The organism is Halomonas sp. PR-M31, from assembly GCF_001039575.1.
Classification (GTDB): domain Bacteria; phylum Pseudomonadota; class Gammaproteobacteria; order Pseudomonadales; family Halomonadaceae; genus Modicisalibacter.
This window is the reverse complement of record NZ_JIBT01000063.1, coordinates 31,520-53,497: the sequence shown is the minus strand read 5'-3', so window position 1 is coordinate 53,497 and position 21,978 is coordinate 31,520. Positions and strand designations below refer to the sequence as shown.

The following is a 21,978-nucleotide window of genomic DNA, read 5'->3' as shown; positions in this document are numbered from 1 at the left end:
CAAAAACCCCCGCTTGATCGAGCGGGGGCTTGCATTACAGATTTTCTGTTTAGGGCGTTTTTCAAGCCGAGGTTTTCAGCAGTTGCACCATCGCTTTGTAGAGTCGCGGTCCGGCGGCCATCAGGTTGCCTTCGACGCTCACGCTGGGGACGCCGTCCGGGCCACCCATCAAGGCGCCTGCTTCCTTGAGCAGCAGCGTTCCCACCTGGCTATCCTGCTCTTCGAGCCCAAGCACCACCACCGCATCGGCACGGCCGGCAGTCATCTCGGCGATATCCAATAGCGGACAGCCCGTGGCAGTCAACGTATCGACCTGCGGGCCAAGACGCTGCACCAGATGCAAGTAGGTGGGTAGATGACGCTGGCGCAGTTCGCTATCCGGCAGGCCCATGGCTATGCGGATATTGCTCACCTGGTTTGCCTTGCTCACGCGAATACGCTTGCCATTGTGCTGAGCGCCACGGCCTCGGCTAGCCAGATATTCGTCGTCGCTGAAAGGGCAAATGATGATCGCATGTTCAGGCCGACCCTTAACCAGGCATACCAGGGACAAGGCGAAGTCTCTGCCTGCCACGCCAAGATTGGAATAGCCGTGGAAAGGCTCGATCTTCCAGAGAATGTCGCGGCCTTCGCCCTCGCCGTCGCGATGAGGGGTGAAGCGACCCACGACGCCATGTTGCGGATAGCCCCGGGCGAGCTGACGAACGATCAATGTCTCGGCATTGCGCCCGGTATCTTCGAGCAAGCCTTGAATATTGTAATCTTCGTGAGCGCCTTCGATACGCTCACGAACACGCAGGAATTGTTCGGCGGCACTGCGTGCAGCACGCAGCGCGAATTGGACCATCGGATGCATGATCGGGCCTTGAGGAGTCGATGACTGTTGAGGACTGTTAAAGAACGCCTGCATCCTAGCAAAAAGTCGTATTTTGAGCCATGAGAATCCGTCGGCATCGTCACCCAGTGCCGCCGTGATAAACTTCGCGGAATTCGCTTCGACTTCCCAATGGCCCCACAATGCTCGATCACCCCTTCTCTCTTGCCCAACTGCGCGTCGTCCTCATCGGTACCAGCCATCCCGGCAATATTGGAGGCGTGGCTCGGGCGATGAAGAACATGGGGCTCACGGATCTAGCTTTGGTCGCACCCCGCTGCGAGGTACGCACCAGCGAAGCTATTTCTCGTGCCTCGGGTGCAGACGCGCTAGTTGCCGCCGCTCCCATTCATACGTCACTCGATGACGCGGTGGCAGATGCCACCCTGGTCGTGGGCGCCAGCGCCCGTTCACGCACTCTGCCCTGGCCAATGCTCACGCCACGACAGTTGAGCGATACCCTGACAAGCGAGCTGTCGTCCCAGGAAGCGAGAGTGGCGCTGGTCTTCGGTCGCGAAGACAGCGGCCTGACCAACGAAGAACTTCAGCGCTGCCATCGTCACGTGAACATCCCCGCCAACCCGGACTTCAGCTCCCTGAACTTGGCCGCAGCGGTGCAGGTGCTGGCCTATGAGTGTCGTCAGGCCTGGCTTCAAGAGTCGCCATCAGACACTGGTGAAGTGCCTACTTCCTTCGGCGTCGAATGGGACAGCCCCTTGGCTAGCCATGCGGATATGGAGCGCTTTTTCACTCATTTGGAGCGCGCCCTGATCGCCGTCGAGTTTCACGATCCGGCCAAGCCTCGACAATTAATGGCCCGCTTGCGACGCCTGTATCTACGCGCCAGGCCGGATCAAATGGAAATCAGCATCCTGCGCGGCATCCTCACCGCCATGGAGAAAAAGGCCAATAACGCGCGCTGACACCCTCGCATCGATGCCGACTATCTCTTGCAGGGCTGTCAGCACACCCCAATAATGAAATGCTCAGGCATCGCGACAGCCCAATGCCGACTAGGCCCAAACAAGGATTGCTCATGTTCAGCCGTCTGCGAGAAGACATCAACAGCGTGTTCGCACGGGACCCGGCAGCCCGCAATGTGTTCGAAGTGCTGACCAACTACCCTGGGCTTCATGCGCTGCTTGCTCATCGTTTGAGCCATTGGCTGTGGCAGAAAAACCTAAAATGGTTGGCGCGCACCCTGTCGACGCTGTTTCGCTGGCTGACCGGTATCGAGATCCACCCAGGGGCGACCATTGGTCGACGCTTCTTCATCGATCATGGCCTGGGGGTGGTCATCGGTGAAACCGCCGAGGTCGGCAACGATGTCACTTTGTATCAAGGAGTTACCCTTGGTGGCACCAGCTGGAACAAGGGCAAACGTCACCCCACACTTGGAGACGGCGTGATCGTGGGAGCCGGCGCCAAAATTCTCGGTCCGTTCACCGTGGGTGCCGGCGCCAAGATAGGCTCCAACGCGGTGGTCACCAAGGCGGTGCCCGCAGGCGCCACGGTCGTCGGCATTCCGGGCAAGATCGTCAAGCGAGCCAAGCCGGACGTGGAGGAAGAACCTGTCTTTGATCCGGAACGTCGCGAAGCGATACGCCAAAAATTCGGCTTCGACGCTTACGGGGTGAGTCAGGACATGCCGGACCCGGTGGCCCATTCCATGCAGGCCATGCTCGATCACATGCACGCGGTGGACCAACGCATCGAAGTCATGTGCGCCACCTTGCGCAAGCTCGATGCCAGCTATCGCTCGGGACAGCTTCCTGAGCTGCGAAACGAGGATTTTGCCGGGGTTCTCGAGGAGGTCGACAGCGCCTGCCCGCCTATTCAGAAAAACGCTTCAAGGCAACAAACGTCGTCTGCGGATGAGAATGATGTTTCCGAATCCCAACGTTCTTCTACGACGCCCAACTCCTCATCAACCGTTCCTCGTCAGACCGAAAGTGGCCGCTGAGCAGCAAGACGGGAATTGTTGACCATTCTACTGGGTTTTCTCATAATGAGAGCCAACATAACGTCGAGGGGCATGTAACAGTGCTTTTTCGGCTGAATATTCTGACCGTTCACGGTCACTCATTTGATCGATTTTCGCGTCTGACACTTTATGCGCTTGACTACGAAAGGACGCTACGCCGTCACCGCCATGCTCGATCTGGCCCTGCATGCCGGCCAGCGCCCAGTCAGTCTGGCGGACATTTCCAGACGCCAGGATATTTCGCTGTCCTATCTCGAGCAGCTCTTTGCCCGGCTGCGTCGCGCAGCGCTCGTTACCAGCGTGCGCGGTCCCGGCGGCGGCTATCGATTGGCCGTGGCACCGGCCCAGGTCTCCGTGGCTCGGGTCATTGATGCAGTCGATGAATCCGTGGATGCGACCCGCTGTCAGGGGTTGGCGGATTGCCAGGCAGGCCATACCTGCCTGACCCATCATCTATGGTGCGAACTCTCCGACGAGATTCATGGTTTTCTCGACGGCGTGTCTCTGGCGGATTTGATCGATCGTCATGAAGTGCGCAGCATTGCCGCCCGACAGCGGCAACGACTCACGAGTGATACGATCGTCATCGACACACTTTAATTGTTCCAGGACGACGAATACCTTCATGGCCACTACTGCCTCCATCTATCTTGATTATGCCGCCACAACCCCGGTGGATCCTCGGGTCGCTGACATCATGGCGCGGCATCTGACCCTGGACGGTATCTTCGCCAACCCGGCTTCCCGCAGCCACATGCTGGGCTGGCAGGCAGAGCAGATCGTAGAGGGTGCGCGTCGTCAGGTGGCGGATCTTGTCAACGCCGATCCTCGAGAAATCGTTTGGACCTCCGGAGCCACGGAGGCGGACAACCTGGCTCTGATCGGGTTCATGCGCGCCAATCGTGGCCGTGGTCGTCATCTGGTGACGTCTGTCATCGAACACAAAGCGGTCATCGATACCGCAAGCGCCCTGGAAGCGGAAGGTTTCGACGTTACCTGGCTGACCCCAGAACCGGACGGGCGCATTTCGCCCACCAAGCTTGCCCAGGCAATGCGAAACGATACGGTGCTGGTGTCGCTGATGGCAGTCAACAACGAGCTTGGCACCATCAATGATCTGGCGGCGCTTGCTGAAATCGCTCACGCCCGCGGGGCCGCCTTCCATGTGGATGCGGCCCAGGCGGCAGGTCGTATCGAGCTGGATGTAGCGCGCCTGGGCATCGATCTGATGTCCTTGTCAGGGCACAAGGCCTATGGCCCCAAGGGTATCGGTGCGCTCTACGTGCGCCGCAGTCCGGAGATTCGCGTCGAGGCATTGATTCATGGCGGCGGTCATGAGCGCGGCATGCGCTCCGGCACGCTGCCGACTCATCAGATCGCTGGCATGGGCGAGGCTTTTGCCCTGGCCAAGAGTGAAGGAGAGGCGGATCAGGCTCGTATCGCCGATCTCGCCACCCGTTTTCTCGACGGTCTTGAAGATCTGGGCAACGTTCATCGCAATACCCAGGTCGATGTCTCCGTGCCCAATATCGTCAATCTTGCCTTTGAAGGTATCGATGGGGAGTCGTTGTTGATGGCCTTGAGAGGCATTGCGGTTTCTACCGGCTCGGCCTGCAACTCTGCAAGCGTCGAGCCGTCCTATGTATTGAAAGGTATCGGTGTGCCGCGAGCGCGGGCGCTGACGTCGCTGCGCTTCAGCTTCGGGCGCTTCACCACTGAAGCCGATATCGATGCCGCGCTGGTAGAGCTGCGGCACGCGCTGAGCGCAACGACCCATCATTAAGGAGGCTTTATGGCACAATTTTCGATTACACCCGCCGCCGCCCAACAGATCCGTCAGGCGCTGGATGAGCGCGGCCATGGCCTTGGCCTACGAGTGACCGTGAAGCCCAGCGGCTGCTCAGGCTATAGCTACGTTCTTGACTTCGCCGACCAGGAAGCGAGCAACGATGTCGCTTTTGAAGAACATGGGGCCAGGGTGTTCGTCGCGCCGGAAGCATTGACCATGCTCGACGGTAGTGAAGTCGACTATGTCTCGGAAGGACTTAACCGCTTCTTTCGCTTCAACAACCCCAACGTCAAGGATCAGTGCGGCTGTGGTGAGAGCTTTACCGTATAGGGCTGCCAGCATACAGCCACAGGCATTGATGTCTTGATGCGTTGTTGGCAGCAAGTCGCTATAATGGCGCGATTTTTCGATGATGAATATACTTTCATACATTGAATCATGTCCTTTGCGCGCCGCTCCTGCGGCGCGCAGCCGTCTCACACCTCGTTCACTTAATGGAGTTATCCGAAATGGCTGATCAACGCACTCTGTCCATCATCAAGCCCGACGCCGTCGCAAAGAATGTGATCGGTGAGATTTACAGCCGTTTCGAGAAGGCCGGTCTCAAGATCGTCGCCGCCAAGATGCAGCATCTTTCCCGAGAGCAGGCTGAGGGCTTTTATGCAGAGCACAAGGAGCGCGGATTCTTCAACGACCTGGTGGGCTTCATGACCTCCGGTCCGGTGATGATCCAGGTACTCGAGGGCGACGACGCCATCGCCAAAAACCGCGACCTGATGGGGGCTACTAATCCCAAGGAAGCCGCACCGGGCACCATTCGCGCCGATTTCGCCGAATCCATTGACGCCAATGCCGCCCATGGCTCCGACTCACCTGAATCCGCCGAGCGTGAAGTGTCCTACTTCTTCGGCAATGACGAGATCTGCCCGCGCGGGTGATCCGACGCCGCGGGGGCACGCTGCCCCCGCTCTCTGCTTCAAGACGTTTTCCACGACGTATCGATACCCTCATGACCGCACTCGCCTCCGCTTCTTCAAGCCCTACTCGCACCAACCTGCTCGGCCTTTCCCGAGAGCAGATGGAAGCTTTCTTTGTGTCCATCGGAGAGAAGAAGTTTCGCGCAACCCAGGTGATGAAATGGATTCACCATGAGGCTGCGACAGCTTTGACGCCATGACCAACCTGTCCAAGTCCCTGCGCACGCGCTTGGCTGAAGTGGCGCAGATACAAGGACCAAGCGTGGTCTACGAAGGCGCTTCGAAAGACGGCACGCGCAAATGGGTACTGGAGGTCGAAGGGGGCAGCTATGTGGAAACGGTGCTGATCCCATCGGAAAACGGCAATCGCCGCACGCTGTGCGTCTCTTCCCAGGTGGGCTGTACCCTGGATTGCAGCTTCTGTTCCACCGGCAAGCAGGGGTTTCAGCGCAATCTGAGCGCTGCCGAGATCATCGGCCAGGTGTGGGTGGCCTCGCGCAGCGCCGGGCCGCGCCAGGACAGTATCAGTCGTCCGGTGACCAATGTGGTGATGATGGGCATGGGCGAGCCCTTGCTCAATTACGATAACGTCGTGCCGGCGATGAAACTGATGCTCGACGACACTGCTTATGGGCTTTCCAAGCGTCGGGTTACCCTATCGACTTCAGGCGTCGTGCCCATGATCGACAAGCTCGGGGACGAGCTGGACGTGAGCCTGGCCATTTCCTTGCACGCGGCCAACGACGAATTGCGCAACGAGCTGGTGCCGCTCAACCGCAAGTACAATATTCGCGCCCTGCTGGATGCCTGTCAGCGCTATTTGGCGAAAGGCGCCGATCGACGCATGGTGACCATCGAGTACACCCTGATCAAGGACGTCAACGATCAGCGCCAGCACGCCGAGCAGCTTGCCGCGCTACTCAAGGAATTACCCTGCAAGATCAATCTGATTCCTTTCAACCCCTTCCCTCACTCCGGTTACGAGAAACCCTCGCGTAACCAGGCCATGCGCTTTCAGCAATGGCTGTATGAACTGGGCTATACGGCCCCGATCCGCATGACCCGGGGCGATGATATCGACGCGGCCTGTGGTCAATTGGTCGGGCGAGTCAAGGATAAAACCCGGCGTCATGAGCGCTATATTCAATCGATACAGATCGACGCCGATTAACCAAAATAAGGCAACCTTGACTTCAGGCGCTTACAACGCTTTGATGAGTACGTTTTATCTAATACTAACGTTAACCAACCTAGTCATTTTTCGGCGCTTGATGCAGCCTGGTCAGAGCCTGCTCATAGAGGGTCCCATGAGCCTATTTCGCTATCTTCCGATGCTCGGCAGGCCATGCGCCGTACTGTTCGCCTTGATATGGCTGTCGGGCTGCGCCGTGGAAACCGGGCCTGGCCTGAACAATGCGGCAACGGATGCCAAGCAGGCCCTCGAACTCAATACCACCATGGCCGTCGAGTACATGGAGCAGGGCAATCTGCCCCGCGCCCAGGCCAAGCTCGATCGGGCCCTCGAGATCGACTCCGACTCTCCTCGAGCACTGCAGGTCCAGGCAATGCTCTATCAACGCCAAGGTGAAAGCGCCATGGCGGATCGCTTTTTTCGTCGAGCACTGGCCATCGAACCCGGGTTCACTCAAGGGCGTAACAACTACGCAGCCTTTCTATATTCCCAGGGCCGCATTGAAGAGTCCTGCAGCCAGCTCGAACGCGCATCACAGGATATCAAGTACACCAACCGTGCCCAGCTACTCACCAATCTGGGCCTATGTCAGTGGGAGCTGGGTGACGCTACTGCCTCACGCACGAGCCTGACCCGTGCCCAGGCAGTGGATCCCCGCAGCGCCCGCAGCTACTTGGTGCTTGCGCGCATCGACTATGCCCAAGGCAATGACCAGCGGGCCTGGGAGCAGCTGCAATCCTTCATTCGTTTGGCCGGCACCACACCGGAAAGCCTCAAACTGGCACAGCAGCTCGCTATAGCTCGAGGCGACAGTGCCTCCGCTGCTTTCTATTCGCGCCAGCTCGATGCCCGAGACGACCCTTGACCCCCGAATCGAAGAGGAAGGCTCACTCATGAGCGACATACAAGAACGACAGCAAACCAGTTTCGAGCCAGCGCATTCCGGATCCGCCGGCAAGCTTTTAAAAAGCGAGCGTGAGCGTCAAGGACTCAGCCTCGAGGAAGTGGCCATACAGCTCAATCTGCGCCCGGCGGTTGTCGCCGGGCTGGAGGCGGACCGCTACGACGAAGTGCCCATTGCCGCTTATCGACGCGGTTATCTGCGCGCCTACGCCCGTCTGATGGGAATCGATGAGCGGGAAGTCGTGGATATCTACAACAGCCAGCACGGCCACAGCGACCATGAACGCAAGGTCACGCCGGTGCACAATGCCAAGCCGGCTTCCCGGGTCGGCCCTTGGGTCTTCAAGCTGGTAACGGTGCTCGTCGTTCTCGGTCTGATCGCCCTGACGCTGCTGTGGTGGCAAAGCCGTAACGGCAACGACATCTTCGACGGGCTAGGACTCGGGGAATCTGCCGAAATGGAGACCTTGAACGAAAACCCGGCGAGCGACGTTGATGGCGCAACCCCCGACAACGCCGCGGCTTCTGCTTCCAGCGAAAATGATACCGATCTTCCGCCACTACCGGCGGAAGACGAGGTACTGGGACTGGTTGACGAAAGCGCCACCACCGATGAAACCGTCGATACGCAAGAAGCATCCAACGATGACTCCGTAGCCGATGCTGATGCTGATGCTGATGCTGATGCCAGCATGATCGAGCCGGCCACCGCACCGGACATGTCCGATGACGACAATGATGTTCCAAACGGGCAGCCCGAAGAGCAAACCACCAACGACGTCACCAGCACCAGCGAAGAAAACACCGAAACACCACCGGCCACAGCACCTGACAGTCAACGTCTGGTTTTCGTGTTCAACGAAGAATCCTGGACCGAGGTTTTCGATGCGACCGAGCAGCGTATCCTGGTCGGTCTACAATCAGCAGGTACCGAGGCCACCGCAGAGGGTGAACCGCCCTTTCGTTTGACGATAGGCAATGCCAGCGGCGTCGAACTGCGGTATCGTGGCGAGGAAGTAGATCTCGGCACCCGGGCCGCCGGTACCAATGTCGCCCGTTTCACTTTGGGAGAATGAACCAGCCTTATGCACGCTCAATCTCCGATCAAGCGTCGCAAGTCGCGTCAAATTCATGTCGGCTCTGTCCCGGTAGGGGGCGATGCTCCTATCTCCGTGCAGAGCATGACCAATACCGACACCCTGGATGTGGACGCCACCGTGGCGCAGATCGAGCGCCTCGAAACTGCCGGCGCCGATATCGTCCGTGTCTCGGTACCCACCATGGACGCGGCCGAGACCTTCGGCCGCATCAAGCGTCGAGTCAACGTACCCCTGGTGGCGGATATTCATTTCGACTACAAGATCGCCCTGCGGGTTGCCGAACTCGGGGTGGATTGCCTGCGCATCAATCCGGGTAACATCGGCCGCGAGGATCGCGTACGTGCCGTCGTCAGCGCGGCTCGAGACAACGGCATCCCGATTCGTATCGGCGTGAATGCAGGCTCCTTGGAAAAAGACCTGCAAAAGAAGTATGGCGAACCGACACCGGCGGCACTGGTGGAGTCCGCTCTACGCCATATCGATCATCTCGAACGCCTCGATTTCCCGGACTTCAAGGTCAGCGTCAAGGCATCAGATGTATTCATGGCGGTGGCCGCCTATCGCGAATTGGCCGCAAGGATCGAACAACCTTTGCATCTGGGCATCACCGAAGCCGGCGGCCTGCGCTCCGGTACCGTCAAGTCCTCCATCGGTTTGGGCATGCTGCTGATGGATGGCATCGGCGACACCATTCGCGTGTCTCTTGCTGCGGACCCGGTAGAGGAGATCAAGGTCGGCTTCGACATGCTCAAGAGCTTGAAGCTGCGCGCCAAGGGCATCAACTTTATCGCCTGCCCCAGCTGTTCGCGCCAGAACTTCGACGTCATCGGCACCATGAATGAGCTCGAGTCGCGTCTCGAAGACGTCATGACGCCGCTGAACGTCTCGGTCATCGGCTGTGTGGTCAACGGTCCAGGTGAAGCCAAGGAAACCGATATCGGCCTAACCGGTGGCGATCCAGCCAACCTGGTCTATATCGACGGCAAGCCCGCGTCCAAGCTGCGTAACGATCATCTGGTCGACGATCTCGAGCGCCTGATCCGCGACAAGGTGCGCGAAAAAGAGGCGGCTCAAGAGGACGTGATTGCTCGTCAGGGCTAACGCACCGTTTCGGCGCGGCGCTGTAGCGGGTAAGATGGCCGACCGATCGATATGTTAGAGCCTGTTCCCAGGAGTATCCCTTGAGCAAAAACATCCAGGCCATTCGGGGCATGAACGACCTGTTGCCAGAACAATCGCCACTCTGGCAGTACTTCGAGGAACAGATCCGATCGTTGATGCGCCGCTATGGCTATCTCGAGATTCGCACCCCCATTCTGGAGCAGACCGCCCTGTTCGCTCGTTCCATCGGCGAGGTCACCGATATCGTCGAAAAGGAGATGTACACCTTCGAGGATCGTAACGGCGACAGCCTGACTCTGCGTCCGGAAGGCACTGCCAGTTGCGTGCGGGCCGCCATTGAAAACGGTCTGCTGCACAACCAGACTCAGCGTCTGTGGTATCAAGGGCCGATGTTTCGTCACGAACGCCCTCAGAAAGGGCGCTATCGTCAGTTTCACCAGGTCGGGGTCGAGACCTTCGGCATGGAAGGCCCGAACATCGATGCGGAGATCATCCTGCTCTCGGCACGGCTGTGGAAAGCAATCGGGCTGTTCGACCATGTGACCCTGGAGCTCAATTCTCTGGGCTCCCTGGCGGCCCGTCGCATCTATCGCGAGGCATTGACGGCCTATTTCGAGTCACACTTCGATCTTCTCGATGAGGATTCCCGCCGACGTCTTTCGAGCAACCCCCTGCGCATCCTCGACTCCAAGAATCCTGCCATGGCGGAGATGCTTGCTCAGGCGCCGCAGCTGCTCGAGTATCTTGACGATGAGTCCCGCGCGCATTTTGCAGCCCTCACGGATCTGCTCGATGCAGCAGGTATTGCCTATGTCATCAACCCTCGCCTGGTGCGCGGGCTCGACTATTATTCGCGCACCGTGTTCGAGTGGACCACCACGGCCCTTGGCAGCCAAGGCACCGTGTGTGCCGGCGGGCGCTACGACGGCCTGGTCGAACAGCTCGGCGGCAAGCCGACCCCGGCGGTGGGGTTTGCCATGGGCATCGAGCGCCTGATTCTGCTGCTCGAAACCCTGGATCTAGTTCCCGCAGAAAGTCAGCGCGGGCCGAACGCCTATCTGCTGGCCATGGGTGAGCGTGCCGAGCGCGAGGCACTGCTGCTAGGCGAAACGCTTCGCAATGCTCTCCCCCACCTGACGCTCCAGGTGCACTGCGGCGGCGGCAGTTTCAAGAGCCAGATCAAGAAAGCCGACAAGAGCGGCGCGCAATTGGCCCTGATACTGGGTGACGACGAACTCGATCAGGGCACCTTGGGTCTCAAGTTCCTGCGCGACGGGCGCGATCAGGAAACCCTGCCCCGAGATGCCATGATCGAACGCTTGAAAGAGTTGTTACGCTGAGCGAGTGATCCACACTCACCAAGGCTTTGAACGTAAAGGAGACCGCCCGTGGCGGAGCTACAAACCGAAGAAGAGCAGCTTGACGCCCTCAAGCGCTGGTGGAAGAACAATGGCACGTCATTGATCGCAGGCGTCGTGATCGCCATCGCCGGCGTGCTGGGCTGGGAGGCCTGGCAGAACTACCAGGCGAATCAGGCCGAGGCAGCTTCGCTGCGTTATCAGGAACTGTTGTCTCTTGCGAGTCAGGACGATCTGCCCGATGACGCTCAGAGCCGAGCTCAGGAGCTGGTTGGCGAGATCATCGACCATCATGACGGCACGGTTTATGCGGATCTTGCCGCGCTGCTGCGGGCACGCATGGCAGTCTCGAAGGATGACTACGAGTCGGGTAGTACCACCCTCGAAGCGCTGATCGCTTCTACCGATCGCGATTACCTCAAGGGATTGGCGCGACTGCGCCTGGCGCGGCTTCAACTTGCTCAGGGCGAGGCAGAGAAGGCGCTTGCCACTCTTGAATCCGGAGTGCCCGACTCTCTGAATGCACAACGTGCCGATACCCGAGGCGACATTCTCATCGCCCTGGATCGCGAAGACCAGGCCCGAGACGCTTATCAACAAGCGCTGCAACTCTCCCAAGAAGCCGGCCAGCCGGTCTATGGTGTACAGCTCAAACTCGACGACTTGGGGGCGAAGGACATTACGCTATGAAACTGACTCATTTGCTCGTACCTACCGTACTGGTCACTCTACTAGCCGGCTGTGCCGGCAAGGTCGAGCCGAAATACCCACCCAAGGAGCTTGAGTCCTTTGACTCCCGGGTCGAACTGAACAGCCTTTGGGATCAGGATATCGGAAGTGGTCTGGGTATCGCCCGCTACCCGATCACCCCCGCGCTGGACGACGGCCGCTTGTTTGCCGCGGATCAATCCGGCCTGGTACGTGCCATCGACGCCGCCAGCGGTGAAACGCTTTGGCAGGAAGAGCTGAACACGCCGGTTTCAAGCGGATTGACCGCCGTGGCTGGCCGTGTGTATATCGGTACTCGCAACGGTGAGGTGTTAGCACTGGATCAAGCGGATGGCACGGAACGTTGGCGCTCGCGGGTCTCCAGCGAAGTGCTTGCCCCGCCTCAGGCCAATCGTCGCCTGCTGGTCATTCAGAGCGTTGATGGAGCCATCACGGCGCTCGATCGCGAAACCGGTGCCGAGCGTTGGGTGTATACCGCCAATCAGCCGGCATTGACCCTGCGCGGTACCGGCACACCCCAGGTAATCGAACAGGTCACCTTTGCCGGGTTCGCCAATGGCCGCCTGGTGACCCTTGATAACCGTAGCGGCCAACCGCTGTGGGATCTGCGGGTTGCCGTTCCCCAAGGGCGCAGTGAAGTCGGCCGCTTGGTGGACCTGGACGGTCAACCCCTGTTGACTCGGGATGGCCGTCTCTACGTCACCAGCTACAACGGTCGCCTGCTGGCCCTGGAAGCCACCAGTGGCGAAATTCTATGGTCTCGGGAAGAGTCGAGCTATCTCACGCCATTGCTGGTGGGTGATACGCTGATCACCGTAAACGATGCAAGCCATGTATTGGCCCTGGATGCACTTTCTGGTCGTCTATTATGGGAATCCGATGCCCTGGAAGGCCGCTGGTTGACGTCCCCAGCCTTTGTCGGTGGAGACATTGCGTTAGGCGACTATGAAGGCTACGTGCATCTGCTCGCCCTCGATAGCGGCAGGTTCGCCGGCCGGCGTGATCTTGGCGGTGACGGTATCAGCTTACCGCTGCTCACTGACGATGGTCGGGTCTTCGCGCTGACCAACGACGGTGAGCTTAGCGCTTTCGACGTTAAATCGACCGAGGATTGAACGCGCCTATCATGAATCCCGTCATCGCCCTGGTGGGCCGCCCAAACGTGGGCAAGTCCACCCTCTTCAATCGTCTGACCCGCACCCGGGACGCCCTTGTGGCGGATTTCCCGGGGCTGACCCGGGATCGCAAGTACGGCAACGGCCAGCTGGGCGGCAAAACCTATACGGTCATCGATACCGGCGGCATCAGTGGCGATGAAGAAGGCATCGATGCAGCCATGGCGGAGCAGTCCCTGGTGGCCATCGATGAAGCAGACATCGTGCTGTTCCTGGTCGATGCTCGAGACGGGCTGAACGTCGCCGACGAAGCCATTGCCAACCATCTGCGGGTGAATCAGAAGAAGACCTGGCTGGTGGTCAACAAGACCGACGGGCTGGAAGAGCATTCGGCCATGGCGGACTTCTGGACTCTGGGTCTAGGCGATCCTCATGCCATCGCCGCGGCCCATGGGCGCAACGTCACGGCGCTGATCGATGAAGTGCTCGCCCCCTTCCCCGAGCGCGGCGAAGGCTATGCGACTCCTGCTACGGACAAGGGCATTCGCATTGGCGTGATCGGGCGGCCCAACGTGGGCAAGTCGACCCTGGTCAACCGACTGCTGGGCGAAGAACGGGTCGTAGTGTTCGACGAGGCCGGCACCACTCGGGACGCCATCGAGATCCCCTTCGAGCGTCGCGGGCGCCCCTACGTGCTGGTAGATACTGCCGGGGTCCGGCGGCGCAAGAACGTTAGCCTGATTGCCGAAAAGTTCTCCATCATCAAGACCCTGGAGGCGATCAAAGAGTGCCATGTTGCGATCGTGGTGCTTGATGCAAGAAGCGGGCTCGTGGAACAGGATTTGCACCTGCTCGACTACGTGCTGACCTCCGGCCGCGCCTGGTGCTAGCGGTCAACAAGTGGGACGGTCTCGAAAGCGAGCAGAAGGACAAGATGCGTACCGACATCAAGCGGCGCCTGGGTTTTGCCGACTATGCGGATCTGCATTTCATCTCGGCGCTGCACGGCACCGCCGTGGGCGATCTCTATCCGTCCATCGAACGTGCCTTCAAGGCGGCCAACGGCCATTGGTCCACCAATCGCCTGACCACCCTCCTGCAGGACGCGGTGAGCGAACATCAACCCCCTTTGGTACACGGCCGACGCATCAAGCTGCGCATGGCCCACCAGGGTGGCAGCAATCCGCCAATCATCGTCGTACACGGCAATCAGACGAACGCGCTGCCGGAAGCCTACAAGCGCTACTTGATCAATACCTTTCGCAAGGTATTGAAAATACGCGGTACGCCAATGCGCTTCGAATTCCGCTCTGGGGACAATCCTTTTGATAGCGACGCCAACGCAAGCGACCGTGAAAAAGCCAAGAAGCGGGAGCTGGCGAGAACCAAGGAAGCGCGCAAGAATCGTCGCTAGCTGTCTGCCCGACTGCTCATCTGACTGCCTACCCACTGACAGGCAAACTGCCAAGCAGCGCGACCGCTTCTCACGCCACGCAAAGTGGCATAACGCAATGCTTCCGCTTGAGCCTCGTCGCCCCACTGAACGTCTCGACCGAGATACCCGATCCAATGCCGGCACGCCTGAAGATAGGTGTCCTGATCGAAGGCATGAAAAGAAAGCCACAGGCCGAAACGATCGGAAAGCGAGATCCGCTCCTCCACCGCATCGCCGTAATGAAGCTCGTCGCCGACCAGATGCGTCTGGGTGTTGTCCTCCATAGACTCTGGAAGCAGATGACGACGGTTGGAGGTGGCATACAACAGCACATTTTTCGGCGGACCGGTCAGGGTGCCATCAAGCACGCTCTTGAGGGCCTTGTAGCCATCGTCGCTACCCTCAAAAGAAAGATCGTCGCAATAGACGATGAAGTGCTGCGTCGTATTGCGCAGCTGCTGTACCAGAGCAGGCAGACCCACCAGATCATGCCGATCCACTTGGATGAGTCGTAAGCCTTCCGGCGCCAGAGCGTTGAGCAGTGCCCGCACCAGGGAGGACTTGCCGCTGCCCCGGGCACCCCAAAGCAGCGCATGATTGGCCGGCAGGCCTTGCAGAAAGGCACGGGTATTGGTCAGTAGCGCACGCTTTTGCCGCTCGATACCGATCAAATCATCCAGGCCTAGGCTGTCCCGGAGTTCGACGGGTAGCAGCTGGCCACCCAGCGGATGACGCTGCCACAGGGCGGCCACGTCTTGCGCCCAGTCCAATTCTGGCGGCCGGGGGGGCAGCCAAGCCTCGACCCGATCGAGTAGCAGATTCAAACGTTGACTCAGTTCGTCATCCATGAATACAGGGCTCCTTGTTGACAATGGTTGACGCCGGAAGACATACAGGTATCTTGAAGCTCAACACCACCCCGGTCCAGACGGATGATATTCAGGAGTCAGGAAAACCGCATGAAATGGATCAACCGTAGCGCGTTGGGAGCACTGCTCATCTCACTCGTGGCCTGCAGCCAATCTCCCACCGGACGTTCCCAGCTGACGCTGTTTTCCGATGAGCAGCTCGATGAAATGGGCGAGCAGAGCTTTGCCCAGTACGAGAAAGAACTGCCGGTGGTCCAAGGGCAAGCCAATACCTATGTACAGTGCGTGGCACAAGCAATTACCAGGGAGTTGGAGTCCGGCGGTCAGTGGGAAGTCAAGGTATTCAAAGATGACTCTGCTAACGCCTTCGCTCTGCCCGGCGGCCATATCGGCGTCAATACTGGGCTTCTCAATGTGGCGAAGAACCAGAATCAACTGGCGGCGGTCATCGGTCACGAGGTGGCCCACGTGCTGGCAAGCCATGCCAACGAACGGGTCTCCCAGCAGGCAGCGACTCAAACCGGTCTTTCCGTCTTTCAGGCCGCGGCTGGACTCAATAGTGCCGGCGGCCAACAGCTGATGGGGCTCCTTGGTATGGGCGCTCAGTACGGCATCTTGATGCCCTTCTCCCGCCGCCAGGAGAGCGAAGCGGATGTGCTGGGGCTGGATCTGATGGCCCGGGCCGGATTCGATCCTCGCGCCAGCATCGATCTATGGCAGAACATGTCCGCCAGCAGCAACGGCCAGCCGCCGGTATGGATGTCGACCCACCCCAGCCACGGCCAGCGTATCGATCTTTTGCAGGCGCAAATGAATGATGCCATGGGCTACTACGAGCAGGCCCAGGCGGCAGGCAAGGTTCCCAACTGCCGGAGTCCGGGGTGATGGCGCGATGGGGGGCGCTGCTGCTTATCCTGCCGCTTTTCATACTCATGGGCGTCTATTTCTGGGAGCTTGGCGACATCCGTGAATGCCAGCTCTCCGGCGGTCACTGGGATGCCATTGCCTCGGCCTGCCGCGAACAGCCCCAGCCTTTCACTCCCTTCATCGAGCGGCATTCGCTATTGGTGAACGGGGGGATGCTGCTCTCGGTGCTGGGACTTGTGATGTGTTTTATTGGGTTTTACACCCGACGCTAGCTTGGGCGAAGCTGCTTGCGCAGGGCAGCAGTGTCCGGTCGCACGTTGCGCCATAGAAAGAAGGACTCCGCCGCCTGTTCGATGAGCATGCCCAGACCGTCCGCGGTGCGGGCGTCATGTTCAGCGGACCAACGCAGGAACGTCGTGGGCTCATCCGCGTACATCATGTCGTAGGCCAGGGCGTCGTCGGCGAACACATCCTCGGGAAGCGGCGGACACTCGCCGCCAAGGCTCGCGCTGGTGCCGTTGACGACAAGATCGAAGGTCCCCACTATTTCATCGAAGCCGCCGCCGGTGGTCTCCCCCAGTTCAGAAAACTCCTTGGCTAGCTGACGTGCCTTCTCCGGAGTGCGGTTAGCGATCATCAGGGTCGCCGGTCGTGCCGCCAGCAGGGGCTCGAGTATGCCGCGTACCGCCCCACCTGCTCCGAGCACTAGAATACGCGCCTTCTCCAGCGGGGCGGCCTGAGCCTGAAGATCCCGCACCAGCCCGACACCATCGGTGTTGTCACCAAAGATCTCATCGTTTCGACCCAGCACCAGGGTATTCACCGCGCCGGCAAGCCGTGCTCGAGGGCTAAGCACATCGCCCAACCGATAGGCGTCTTCCTTGAAGGGCACGGTCACGTTGGCGCCGCGACCCCCGGAGGCAACGAAATTGTGCCAGGCGCCAGCGAAATCCTTACGCGGCGCCTCGATCGCCTCATAGGACATTTCTTCGCCGGTCTGTTCGGCGAAGGCCGCATGAATTCTGGGTGACAGTGAGTGGCCGATAGGGTGGCCGAATACGCAGTAGCGATCGCTCATAAAAAACTCCAGCGTGGATATTCGATGACTTAGCCGGCGCTTTGCGGCTCCTGGTTCAACCAGTCTTGGGGCTGCAGATACCTCCGGTAAAGTACCTCCTCCCGACTACCGGGTTCCGGCATCCAGCCATAGTGCCATTCCGCCACCGGGGGCATGGACATGAGAATCGACTCGGTGCGCCCACCGCTTTGCAGGCCAAACAGAGTGCCCCGGTCCCAGACCAGATTGAACTCCACGTAGCGCCCACGCCGATAGAGCTGGAAGCCGCGCTCTCGCTCGCCGTAGGCGTCATCGCGCCGGCGCGTCAGGATCGGCAAGTAGGCGTCGAGAAAGCTATCCCCTACGGCACGCTGGAAGGCGAAGCAGCGCTCGAATCCCCACTCGTTGAGATCGTCGAAGAACAGGCCGCCCACCCCCCGGGTTTCGTCCCGATGCTTTAAATAGAAATACTCATCGCACCAGCGCTTGTAGCGTGGATAGACATCGTCACCGAAAGGCGCGCAGGCATCAAACGCCGTCTGATGCCAGTGCACCACGTCCTCTTCGACCGGGTAGAAAGGGGTCAGATCGTACCCGCCGCCGAACCACCATACCGGCGACTCGCCTTCCTTTTCGGCAATGAAGAAGCGCACATTGCCGTGGCTGGTGGGCACGTTAGGATTTAGCGGATGCAGCACCCAGGACACGCCAACCGCGTGAAAGCTGCGCCCGGCCAGTTCGGGTCGCGCCGCGGTGGCCGAGGGTGGCAGCGTCGCGCCAAACACGTGGGAGAAATTGACGCCACCTTTCTCGAAAACCGCGCCGTTCTCGATGACCCGGGAACGACCGCCGCCCCCTTCCGAACGCTCCCAGGCGTCTTCACGAAAGACCGCACCATGATCTTCTTCGGCCAAGGCCTGGCAAAGCCGATCCTGCAGATCCAGCAGATAGCGTTTGACGTCCTCGAGGTTGGCGTGGGCCACAGACAACTCCTTGAATTTGGTGCTTTTCGATAGTCAGTCACGCAGTATTTTGCCACTGCGCAAATCACGAATGATACTGGGCCGAGCATAGCCGCCAAGCGCCCCCTCGACCACATGAACGGCGGGGCCGAAATAGTCACGAACGGTGGCGCTATCGAGCGCAGGAGGCTCGCAAGCAGGGTTGGCGGAGGTAGAGACAAGAGGACCGCCGAAGGCAGCACAGAGAGCGGTGACCAGAGGATGATCGCTGACCCGCAGCGCCACGCTCGCATGTTCGCCCCGCAGCAGCGGCTGTGAGCGGCCATTGTCCGGCACCAGCCAGGTGACATGGCCCGGCCAGCCGGCGCCCAGGCGTTGGCGATCGCTCGCGTTCAGTTCATTCAGCCAGGGATCGAGCTGATGGATGTCACCGGCAATCAGGATCAGCCCCTTGGAAGGATCGCGCTGCTTGAGATCGATCAGCGTCTGCAGCGCGGCGGGATTGTCCGGATCGCAGCCAAGCCCCCACACCGCTTCGGTGGGATAGGCAATGATGCCGCCTTCTTGCAAGGTGTTGACGGCAGCTTCCAGGGCCTCGCGATCGATCATTCCAGGTGCTCCGGCTCGGCAAACGGAGCGCGAATTCTAACATGACCACCAGCGCCCAGCAGCCACCGCGTGGCAAAGCCTAGCGGGGCAGCCTCACCCATCCCCCCGGCGCCTGGGCCGCCCAGCCGTCGAGTTCCAATTCCAGCAGGCGCTGCTGGCAATAAGGAAAATCCCGCCCGGACAGTTCAATCAGGGTATCCAGCGGTGTTGGAGAGTCGCTGAGCAGCGCCAACAATGCGTCGCCGTTGACAGGTGTCACCACGGGCCGGGTATCGTCAGAGGACGAAACGGGCGTCGCGCTAGACGCCAGGCTCCACTGGCCCAGCTCGGCAAGAATGTCCTCGACGCAGGTGACCAGAGTCGCACCTTGTCGCAGCAAATCGAGACAGCCTCGAGCCTGAGGGTTATGGATTGACCCCGGCAGGGTGAATACCTCCCGGTTCTGTTCCATGGCCAAGCGTGCACTGATCAGCGAGCCGCTTTTTTGCGCCGCCTCGATGACCAGTACGCCCAAGGTAAGACCGGTAACGATGCGATTGCGGCGAGGGAAGAATGCCGGATTGGCCTTCAGTTTCGGCGCGTGCTCGCTGAGCAGCAACCCCTGCTGATCCAGCATACGCCGGTAAAGATCCGCGTGCCGGGACGGATAGACGACGTCGATACCGCAGCCCAGCACCCCGATGCTGCGTCCTTCTGCCTGCAATGCCGCGTGATGGGCGCGACCATCAACCCCCAGGGCCATGCCGCTGACCACGCAAAAGCCTCGCTCCGCCAGCTCTTTGGCAAAGCGCGCTGTGTTGCCAAGTCCCTCCCGGGTAGGTTTTCGCGTGCCCACGATGGCAATGCCCGGCGGTTCCAGCGCCGTCAAATCGCCCTTCGCCCAGAGCAACGGCGGAGGATCCGGCAACTCATCGAGCAATTCAGGCCAGAGGCCGTGATCGGGTGTCAGCAAATGGTGTGAAGGATGTGCCGCCTCCCAGGCCAGCGCCTGGTCCAGCTTGACCTGCAACGGACTTCGAGCAGGATGCTCGAGCCACAGGCGTAGTGCGTCCCGAGCGGGAGCAGGAAGCAATGCCAGCCAACCTTGGGGCCATTGCGGCTGGTGTTCGCGCAGCAGCGCCAGCCGTCGCGGTCCCATCCCGGGCAGCAAGGAGAGCACCAACCAATCCGAAACCGTCATGTTGTCAGTGCAGCCCTAGACGCGCGACCAGAGCGTCATCCGCCGGTGCATGAACGCGATCACCCACCGCCAGACTGCGACTGGCCTGCATGACCAGGGCATAGCTGATACGTTCGTAGGTGTAGAACACCATCAATAGGCCGGCGTCCTCCCCGGGCAAGCGCAATGTCTGCTCGGTGACCGGATCGACCACCGTCTCACCGAGCTGTTCGACCGCCAGCACGTCTCCGGGCGTGAGTCCATCACGGCGTCCTAGATCCAGCGCCACTACATCCAGGCGACCGATATAGCGCACGCCGCCGGGCACCGCCAGGATCTGCCCCTCACTCGTATAAGGCGCGGCGCTGGGTTGGAACTCCGACGTCGCCGGCAGTCTTTCCAAGGGCAGCACCTTGTCCCCCGGGCGAATCTCCTGGCGCGACGACGTTACCTCCAGCAGCGTGATGTCGTTTTCCTGACGCAGAAACCGCGTTTCGCCCAGGGTTTCCATTTCAAGCCCCAAAAACTCGCCGGTATCCGGGTCCAGGTAGCGCTGCCCAGGACGATAGAGCCCATAGTACCGTCCTGCCGGCAATTCACCGCGCACATAAAGCCGATCGCCGGCGCCACTGAGAATGCGGCGATCGTCCCCAGCCAGCACATAGGGCACGCTATCGACGTCATCGGGGCTAACGATCCGATTACCCTCCAGGAAGCTGCGCACGATATCCCAGGGCAAGGGTGCGATGGCGTCCCGCGCTGAAATGGAACGCACCTGGGGCGAGAGCCGCAGCACGTCTTCATCGTCACGCTCAAGGCCAAGATAAGGCCGCCCGTCACGGTAATAGAGATAGACGCTATCCCCGGGATAGATCAGATGAGGATTGGCGATCTGAGCATTGACTTCCCACAGCTCGGGCCATTGCCAAGGATACTTGAGAAATCGCCCAGAAATATCCCACAGGGTATCGCCCTTGACGACTTCGTAGCGCTGGGGCGCATCGCTGCGGATATCTTCTTTCAACGCGGCCTGTGTCGGCGACAAGAGCGCCATGCAGGCTGCACCCAGCGACCACCCAGACAGGCGTCGATGCCACTTGGCCTTGTTCTTTGTCTTTTGCATATCCTGCGCTCTGCTATGTGTTCCGCGTTTCAGAACTTTTGGTTTTCGTGCGGTCCAAGAACGCGATGCTTCCTCAAACCGAACAGCACATGAAAGACATATCGGCCAAGTTTCCCGATAGTTTGATACTATTGCGTTCATGAGCGACTAGACGGTTCTGCTGGTGAATGAATCGTCTTACAATGAGCCTATATTTTCGTACCACCGGATAACGGTATTTCCAACGCCATGGCCAAGTTAGAGATTCTCGAATTTCCCGATGAGCGACTGCGCACAAAGGCAACGCCGGTCGACGTCGTCGACGGCGAAATATCGACCCTGGTCGACGACATGCTCGAAACCATGTACGCCGCCAACGGCATTGGGCTGGCAGCGACTCAGGTGGATGTGCACCGGCGTGTGATCGTCATGGATGTCAGCGAAGATCGCACCCAGCCGCTGGTCCTGATCAACCCCGAGTACACGCCGATCGGCGATGAACGTGAGCCCATGCAGGAAGGCTGTCTCTCTATCCCTGAGTACTATGCGGATGTACCGCGTGCCTTGCGGGTTCATCTCAAGGCGCTGGATCGTGATGGCAAGCCTTACGAGCTTGAGGCGGACGGCTTGCTTGCTCACTGCATTCAGCACGAACAGGATCATCTCGAAGGCGTGCTGTTCGTGGATTATCTTTCGCCTCTGAAACGCGAACGGATAATGAAGAAGATGCAAAAGCGTCATCGGCAAATGCAGGACGCTTGATCCTTTTTCCTGT

Annotated in this window: 22 protein-coding genes and 2 pseudogenes; 17 read left to right on the top strand and 7 right to left on the bottom strand. The window is 59.8% G+C overall.

Annotation, left to right across the window (positions count from 1 at the left end; genetic code table 11):
* Positions 1-61 precede the first annotated feature (61 nt).
* On the bottom strand, positions 62-856 hold the full coding sequence (locus tag CH74_RS15645; protein WP_048308449.1) for an inositol monophosphatase family protein: 795 nt from the start codon (positions 854-856) through the stop codon (positions 62-64).
* A gap of 161 nt (positions 857-1,017) precedes the next feature.
* On the opposite strand from CH74_RS15645, the gene CH74_RS15640 reads away from it, so the two are divergent.
* The 14 genes and pseudogenes from CH74_RS15640 to der all read left to right on the top strand — a co-directional run bounded on the left by CH74_RS15640 (position 1,018) and on the right by der (position 14,557).
* Complete coding sequence (locus tag CH74_RS15640; RefSeq protein ID WP_048308448.1) at positions 1,018-1,797, top strand: RNA methyltransferase; 780 nt, start codon at positions 1,018-1,020, stop codon at positions 1,795-1,797.
* 113 nt (positions 1,798-1,910) lie between these two features.
* Positions 1,911-2,837 (top strand): serine O-acetyltransferase, encoded by a 927-nt coding sequence (cysE, locus tag CH74_RS15635; protein ID WP_048308447.1) that lies wholly within the window; start codon positions 1,911-1,913, stop codon positions 2,835-2,837.
* Between the two features lie 150 nt (positions 2,838-2,987).
* Entirely contained in the window at positions 2,988-3,458 is a 471-nt protein-coding gene (gene iscR / locus CH74_RS15630) for a Fe-S cluster assembly transcriptional regulator IscR (RefSeq protein ID WP_048308446.1), read from the top strand.
* A 25-nt stretch (positions 3,459-3,483) separates the two neighbouring features.
* Positions 3,484-4,641: an aminotransferase class V-fold PLP-dependent enzyme gene (locus CH74_RS15625; RefSeq protein ID WP_048308445.1), complete on the top strand. Its 1,158-nt coding sequence runs from the start codon at positions 3,484-3,486 to the stop codon at positions 4,639-4,641.
* A gap of 9 nt (positions 4,642-4,650) precedes the next feature.
* Positions 4,651-4,977 carry an iron-sulfur cluster assembly accessory protein gene (locus CH74_RS15620; RefSeq protein WP_048308444.1) on the top strand — a complete coding sequence of 109 codons (327 nt, stop codon included), beginning with the start codon at positions 4,651-4,653 and terminating at the stop codon, positions 4,975-4,977.
* A 179-nt stretch (positions 4,978-5,156) separates the two neighbouring features.
* The gene (ndk, locus tag CH74_RS15615; RefSeq protein ID WP_048308443.1) at positions 5,157-5,585 is read left to right on the top strand and encodes a nucleoside-diphosphate kinase; all 429 of its coding nucleotides are present in this window, start codon (positions 5,157-5,159) and stop codon (positions 5,583-5,585) included.
* 71 nt (positions 5,586-5,656) lie between these two features.
* A pseudogene (gene rlmN, locus CH74_RS15610) lies at positions 5,657-6,795 on the top strand (23S rRNA (adenine(2503)-C(2))-methyltransferase RlmN).
* Positions 6,796-6,931: 136 nt separating this feature from the next.
* Entirely contained in the window at positions 6,932-7,681 is a 750-nt protein-coding gene (gene pilW, locus CH74_RS15605; protein WP_048308442.1) for a type IV pilus biogenesis/stability protein PilW, read from the top strand.
* Positions 7,682-7,709: 28 nt separating this feature from the next.
* Positions 7,710-8,795 (top strand): RodZ domain-containing protein, encoded by a 1,086-nt coding sequence (locus CH74_RS15600; RefSeq protein WP_048308441.1) that lies wholly within the window; start codon positions 7,710-7,712, stop codon positions 8,793-8,795.
* 9 nt (positions 8,796-8,804) lie between these two features.
* On the top strand, positions 8,805-9,920 hold the full coding sequence (gene ispG, locus CH74_RS15595; protein WP_048308440.1) for a flavodoxin-dependent (E)-4-hydroxy-3-methylbut-2-enyl-diphosphate synthase: 1,116 nt from the start codon (positions 8,805-8,807) through the stop codon (positions 9,918-9,920).
* Positions 9,921-10,000: 80 nt separating this feature from the next.
* A complete protein-coding gene (gene hisS / locus CH74_RS15590) occupies positions 10,001-11,281 on the top strand; it encodes a histidine--tRNA ligase (RefSeq protein WP_082140457.1) in 1,281 nt (426 codons plus the stop codon).
* Positions 11,282-11,329: 48 nt separating this feature from the next.
* The gene (locus CH74_RS15585; protein WP_048308439.1) at positions 11,330-11,989 is read left to right on the top strand and encodes a tetratricopeptide repeat protein; all 660 of its coding nucleotides are present in this window, start codon (positions 11,330-11,332) and stop codon (positions 11,987-11,989) included.
* On the top strand, positions 11,986-13,143 hold the full coding sequence (gene bamB, locus CH74_RS15580; RefSeq protein WP_048308438.1) for an outer membrane protein assembly factor BamB: 1,158 nt from the start codon (positions 11,986-11,988) through the stop codon (positions 13,141-13,143). The genes CH74_RS15585 and bamB overlap by 4 nt, the downstream gene beginning before the upstream one ends.
* Before the next feature lie 11 nt (positions 13,144-13,154).
* A pseudogene (der, locus tag CH74_RS15575) lies at positions 13,155-14,557 on the top strand (ribosome biogenesis GTPase Der).
* On the opposite strand, the gene CH74_RS15570 reads toward der, so the two are convergent.
* The gene (locus tag CH74_RS15570) at positions 14,554-15,426 is read right to left on the bottom strand and encodes an ATP-binding protein (RefSeq protein ID WP_048308437.1); all 873 of its coding nucleotides are present in this window, start codon (positions 15,424-15,426) and stop codon (positions 14,554-14,556) included. The pseudogene der and the gene CH74_RS15570 sit on opposite strands and share 4 nt — an antisense overlap.
* Before the next feature lie 111 nt (positions 15,427-15,537).
* Here CH74_RS15570 and CH74_RS15565 point away from each other — a divergent pair, with 111 nt between their 5' ends.
* The gene (locus tag CH74_RS15565; RefSeq protein WP_048308436.1) at positions 15,538-16,332 is read left to right on the top strand and encodes a M48 family metallopeptidase; all 795 of its coding nucleotides are present in this window, start codon (positions 15,538-15,540) and stop codon (positions 16,330-16,332) included.
* Positions 16,332-16,586, top strand: coding sequence for a hypothetical protein (locus tag CH74_RS15560; protein ID WP_048308435.1), 255 nt, complete (start codon positions 16,332-16,334; stop codon positions 16,584-16,586). The genes CH74_RS15565 and CH74_RS15560 overlap by 1 nt, the downstream gene beginning before the upstream one ends.
* Here CH74_RS15560 and aroE read toward each other — a convergent pair.
* From aroE to CH74_RS15535, 5 genes are all read right to left on the bottom strand, one after another.
* Complete coding sequence (gene aroE, locus CH74_RS15555) at positions 16,583-17,392, bottom strand: shikimate dehydrogenase (protein WP_048308434.1); 810 nt, start codon at positions 17,390-17,392, stop codon at positions 16,583-16,585. The genes CH74_RS15560 and aroE overlap by 4 nt on opposite strands.
* A gap of 29 nt (positions 17,393-17,421) precedes the next feature.
* Complete coding sequence (gene hemF / locus CH74_RS15550; protein WP_048308433.1) at positions 17,422-18,354, bottom strand: oxygen-dependent coproporphyrinogen oxidase; 933 nt, start codon at positions 18,352-18,354, stop codon at positions 17,422-17,424.
* Between the two features lie 33 nt (positions 18,355-18,387).
* Positions 18,388-18,942 carry an L-threonylcarbamoyladenylate synthase gene (locus CH74_RS15545; protein WP_048308432.1) on the bottom strand — a complete coding sequence of 185 codons (555 nt, stop codon included), beginning with the start codon at positions 18,940-18,942 and terminating at the stop codon, positions 18,388-18,390.
* Between the two features lie 79 nt (positions 18,943-19,021).
* Positions 19,022-20,122, bottom strand: coding sequence for a DNA-processing protein DprA (gene dprA, locus CH74_RS15540; protein ID WP_048308431.1), 1,101 nt, complete (start codon positions 20,120-20,122; stop codon positions 19,022-19,024).
* A gap of 4 nt (positions 20,123-20,126) precedes the next feature.
* Positions 20,127-21,224 (bottom strand): LysM peptidoglycan-binding domain-containing protein, encoded by a 1,098-nt coding sequence (locus tag CH74_RS15535; RefSeq protein WP_082140456.1) that lies wholly within the window; start codon positions 21,222-21,224, stop codon positions 20,127-20,129.
* Between the two features lie 228 nt (positions 21,225-21,452).
* Between CH74_RS15535 and def the strand changes: the two genes are divergently transcribed.
* Positions 21,453-21,965, top strand: a complete 513-nt coding sequence (gene def, locus CH74_RS15530) for a peptide deformylase (protein WP_048308430.1) — start codon at positions 21,453-21,455, stop codon at positions 21,963-21,965.
* Positions 21,966-21,978 lie beyond the last annotated feature (13 nt).

What these genes read in the sequence shown, in the direction of transcription:
- CH74_RS15645 (WP_048308449.1), bottom strand. Translation starts at nt 856, where the DNA reads ATGCATCCGATGGTCCAATTCGCGCTGCGTGCTGCACGCAGTGCCGCC.
- CH74_RS15640 (WP_048308448.1), top strand. Translation starts at nt 1,018, where the DNA reads ATGCTCGATCACCCCTTCTCTCTTGCCCAACTGCGCGTCGTCCTCATC.
- cysE (WP_048308447.1), top strand. Translation starts at nt 1,911, where the DNA reads ATGTTCAGCCGTCTGCGAGAAGACATCAACAGCGTGTTCGCACGGGAC.
- iscR (WP_048308446.1), top strand. Translation starts at nt 2,988, where the DNA reads ATGCGCTTGACTACGAAAGGACGCTACGCCGTCACCGCCATGCTCGAT.
- CH74_RS15625 (WP_048308445.1), top strand. Translation starts at nt 3,484, where the DNA reads ATGGCCACTACTGCCTCCATCTATCTTGATTATGCCGCCACAACCCCG.
- CH74_RS15620 (WP_048308444.1), top strand. Translation starts at nt 4,651, where the DNA reads ATGGCACAATTTTCGATTACACCCGCCGCCGCCCAACAGATCCGTCAG.
- ndk (WP_048308443.1), top strand. Translation starts at nt 5,157, where the DNA reads ATGGCTGATCAACGCACTCTGTCCATCATCAAGCCCGACGCCGTCGCA.
- pilW (WP_048308442.1), top strand. Translation starts at nt 6,932, where the DNA reads ATGAGCCTATTTCGCTATCTTCCGATGCTCGGCAGGCCATGCGCCGTA.
- CH74_RS15600 (WP_048308441.1), top strand. Translation starts at nt 7,710, where the DNA reads ATGAGCGACATACAAGAACGACAGCAAACCAGTTTCGAGCCAGCGCAT.
- ispG (WP_048308440.1), top strand. Translation starts at nt 8,805, where the DNA reads ATGCACGCTCAATCTCCGATCAAGCGTCGCAAGTCGCGTCAAATTCAT.
- bamB (WP_048308438.1), top strand. Translation starts at nt 11,986, where the DNA reads ATGAAACTGACTCATTTGCTCGTACCTACCGTACTGGTCACTCTACTA.
- CH74_RS15570 (WP_048308437.1), bottom strand. Translation starts at nt 15,426, where the DNA reads ATGGATGACGAACTGAGTCAACGTTTGAATCTGCTACTCGATCGGGTC.
- CH74_RS15565 (WP_048308436.1), top strand. Translation starts at nt 15,538, where the DNA reads ATGAAATGGATCAACCGTAGCGCGTTGGGAGCACTGCTCATCTCACTC.
- CH74_RS15560 (WP_048308435.1), top strand. Translation starts at nt 16,332, where the DNA reads ATGGCGCGATGGGGGGCGCTGCTGCTTATCCTGCCGCTTTTCATACTC.
- aroE (WP_048308434.1), bottom strand. Translation starts at nt 17,392, where the DNA reads ATGAGCGATCGCTACTGCGTATTCGGCCACCCTATCGGCCACTCACTG.
- CH74_RS15545 (WP_048308432.1), bottom strand. Translation starts at nt 18,942, where the DNA reads ATGATCGATCGCGAGGCCCTGGAAGCTGCCGTCAACACCTTGCAAGAA.
- dprA (WP_048308431.1), bottom strand. Translation starts at nt 20,122, where the DNA reads ATGACGGTTTCGGATTGGTTGGTGCTCTCCTTGCTGCCCGGGATGGGA.
- CH74_RS15535 (WP_082140456.1), bottom strand. Translation starts at nt 21,224, where the DNA reads ATGCAAAAGACAAAGAACAAGGCCAAGTGGCATCGACGCCTGTCTGGG.
- def (WP_048308430.1), top strand. Translation starts at nt 21,453, where the DNA reads ATGGCCAAGTTAGAGATTCTCGAATTTCCCGATGAGCGACTGCGCACA.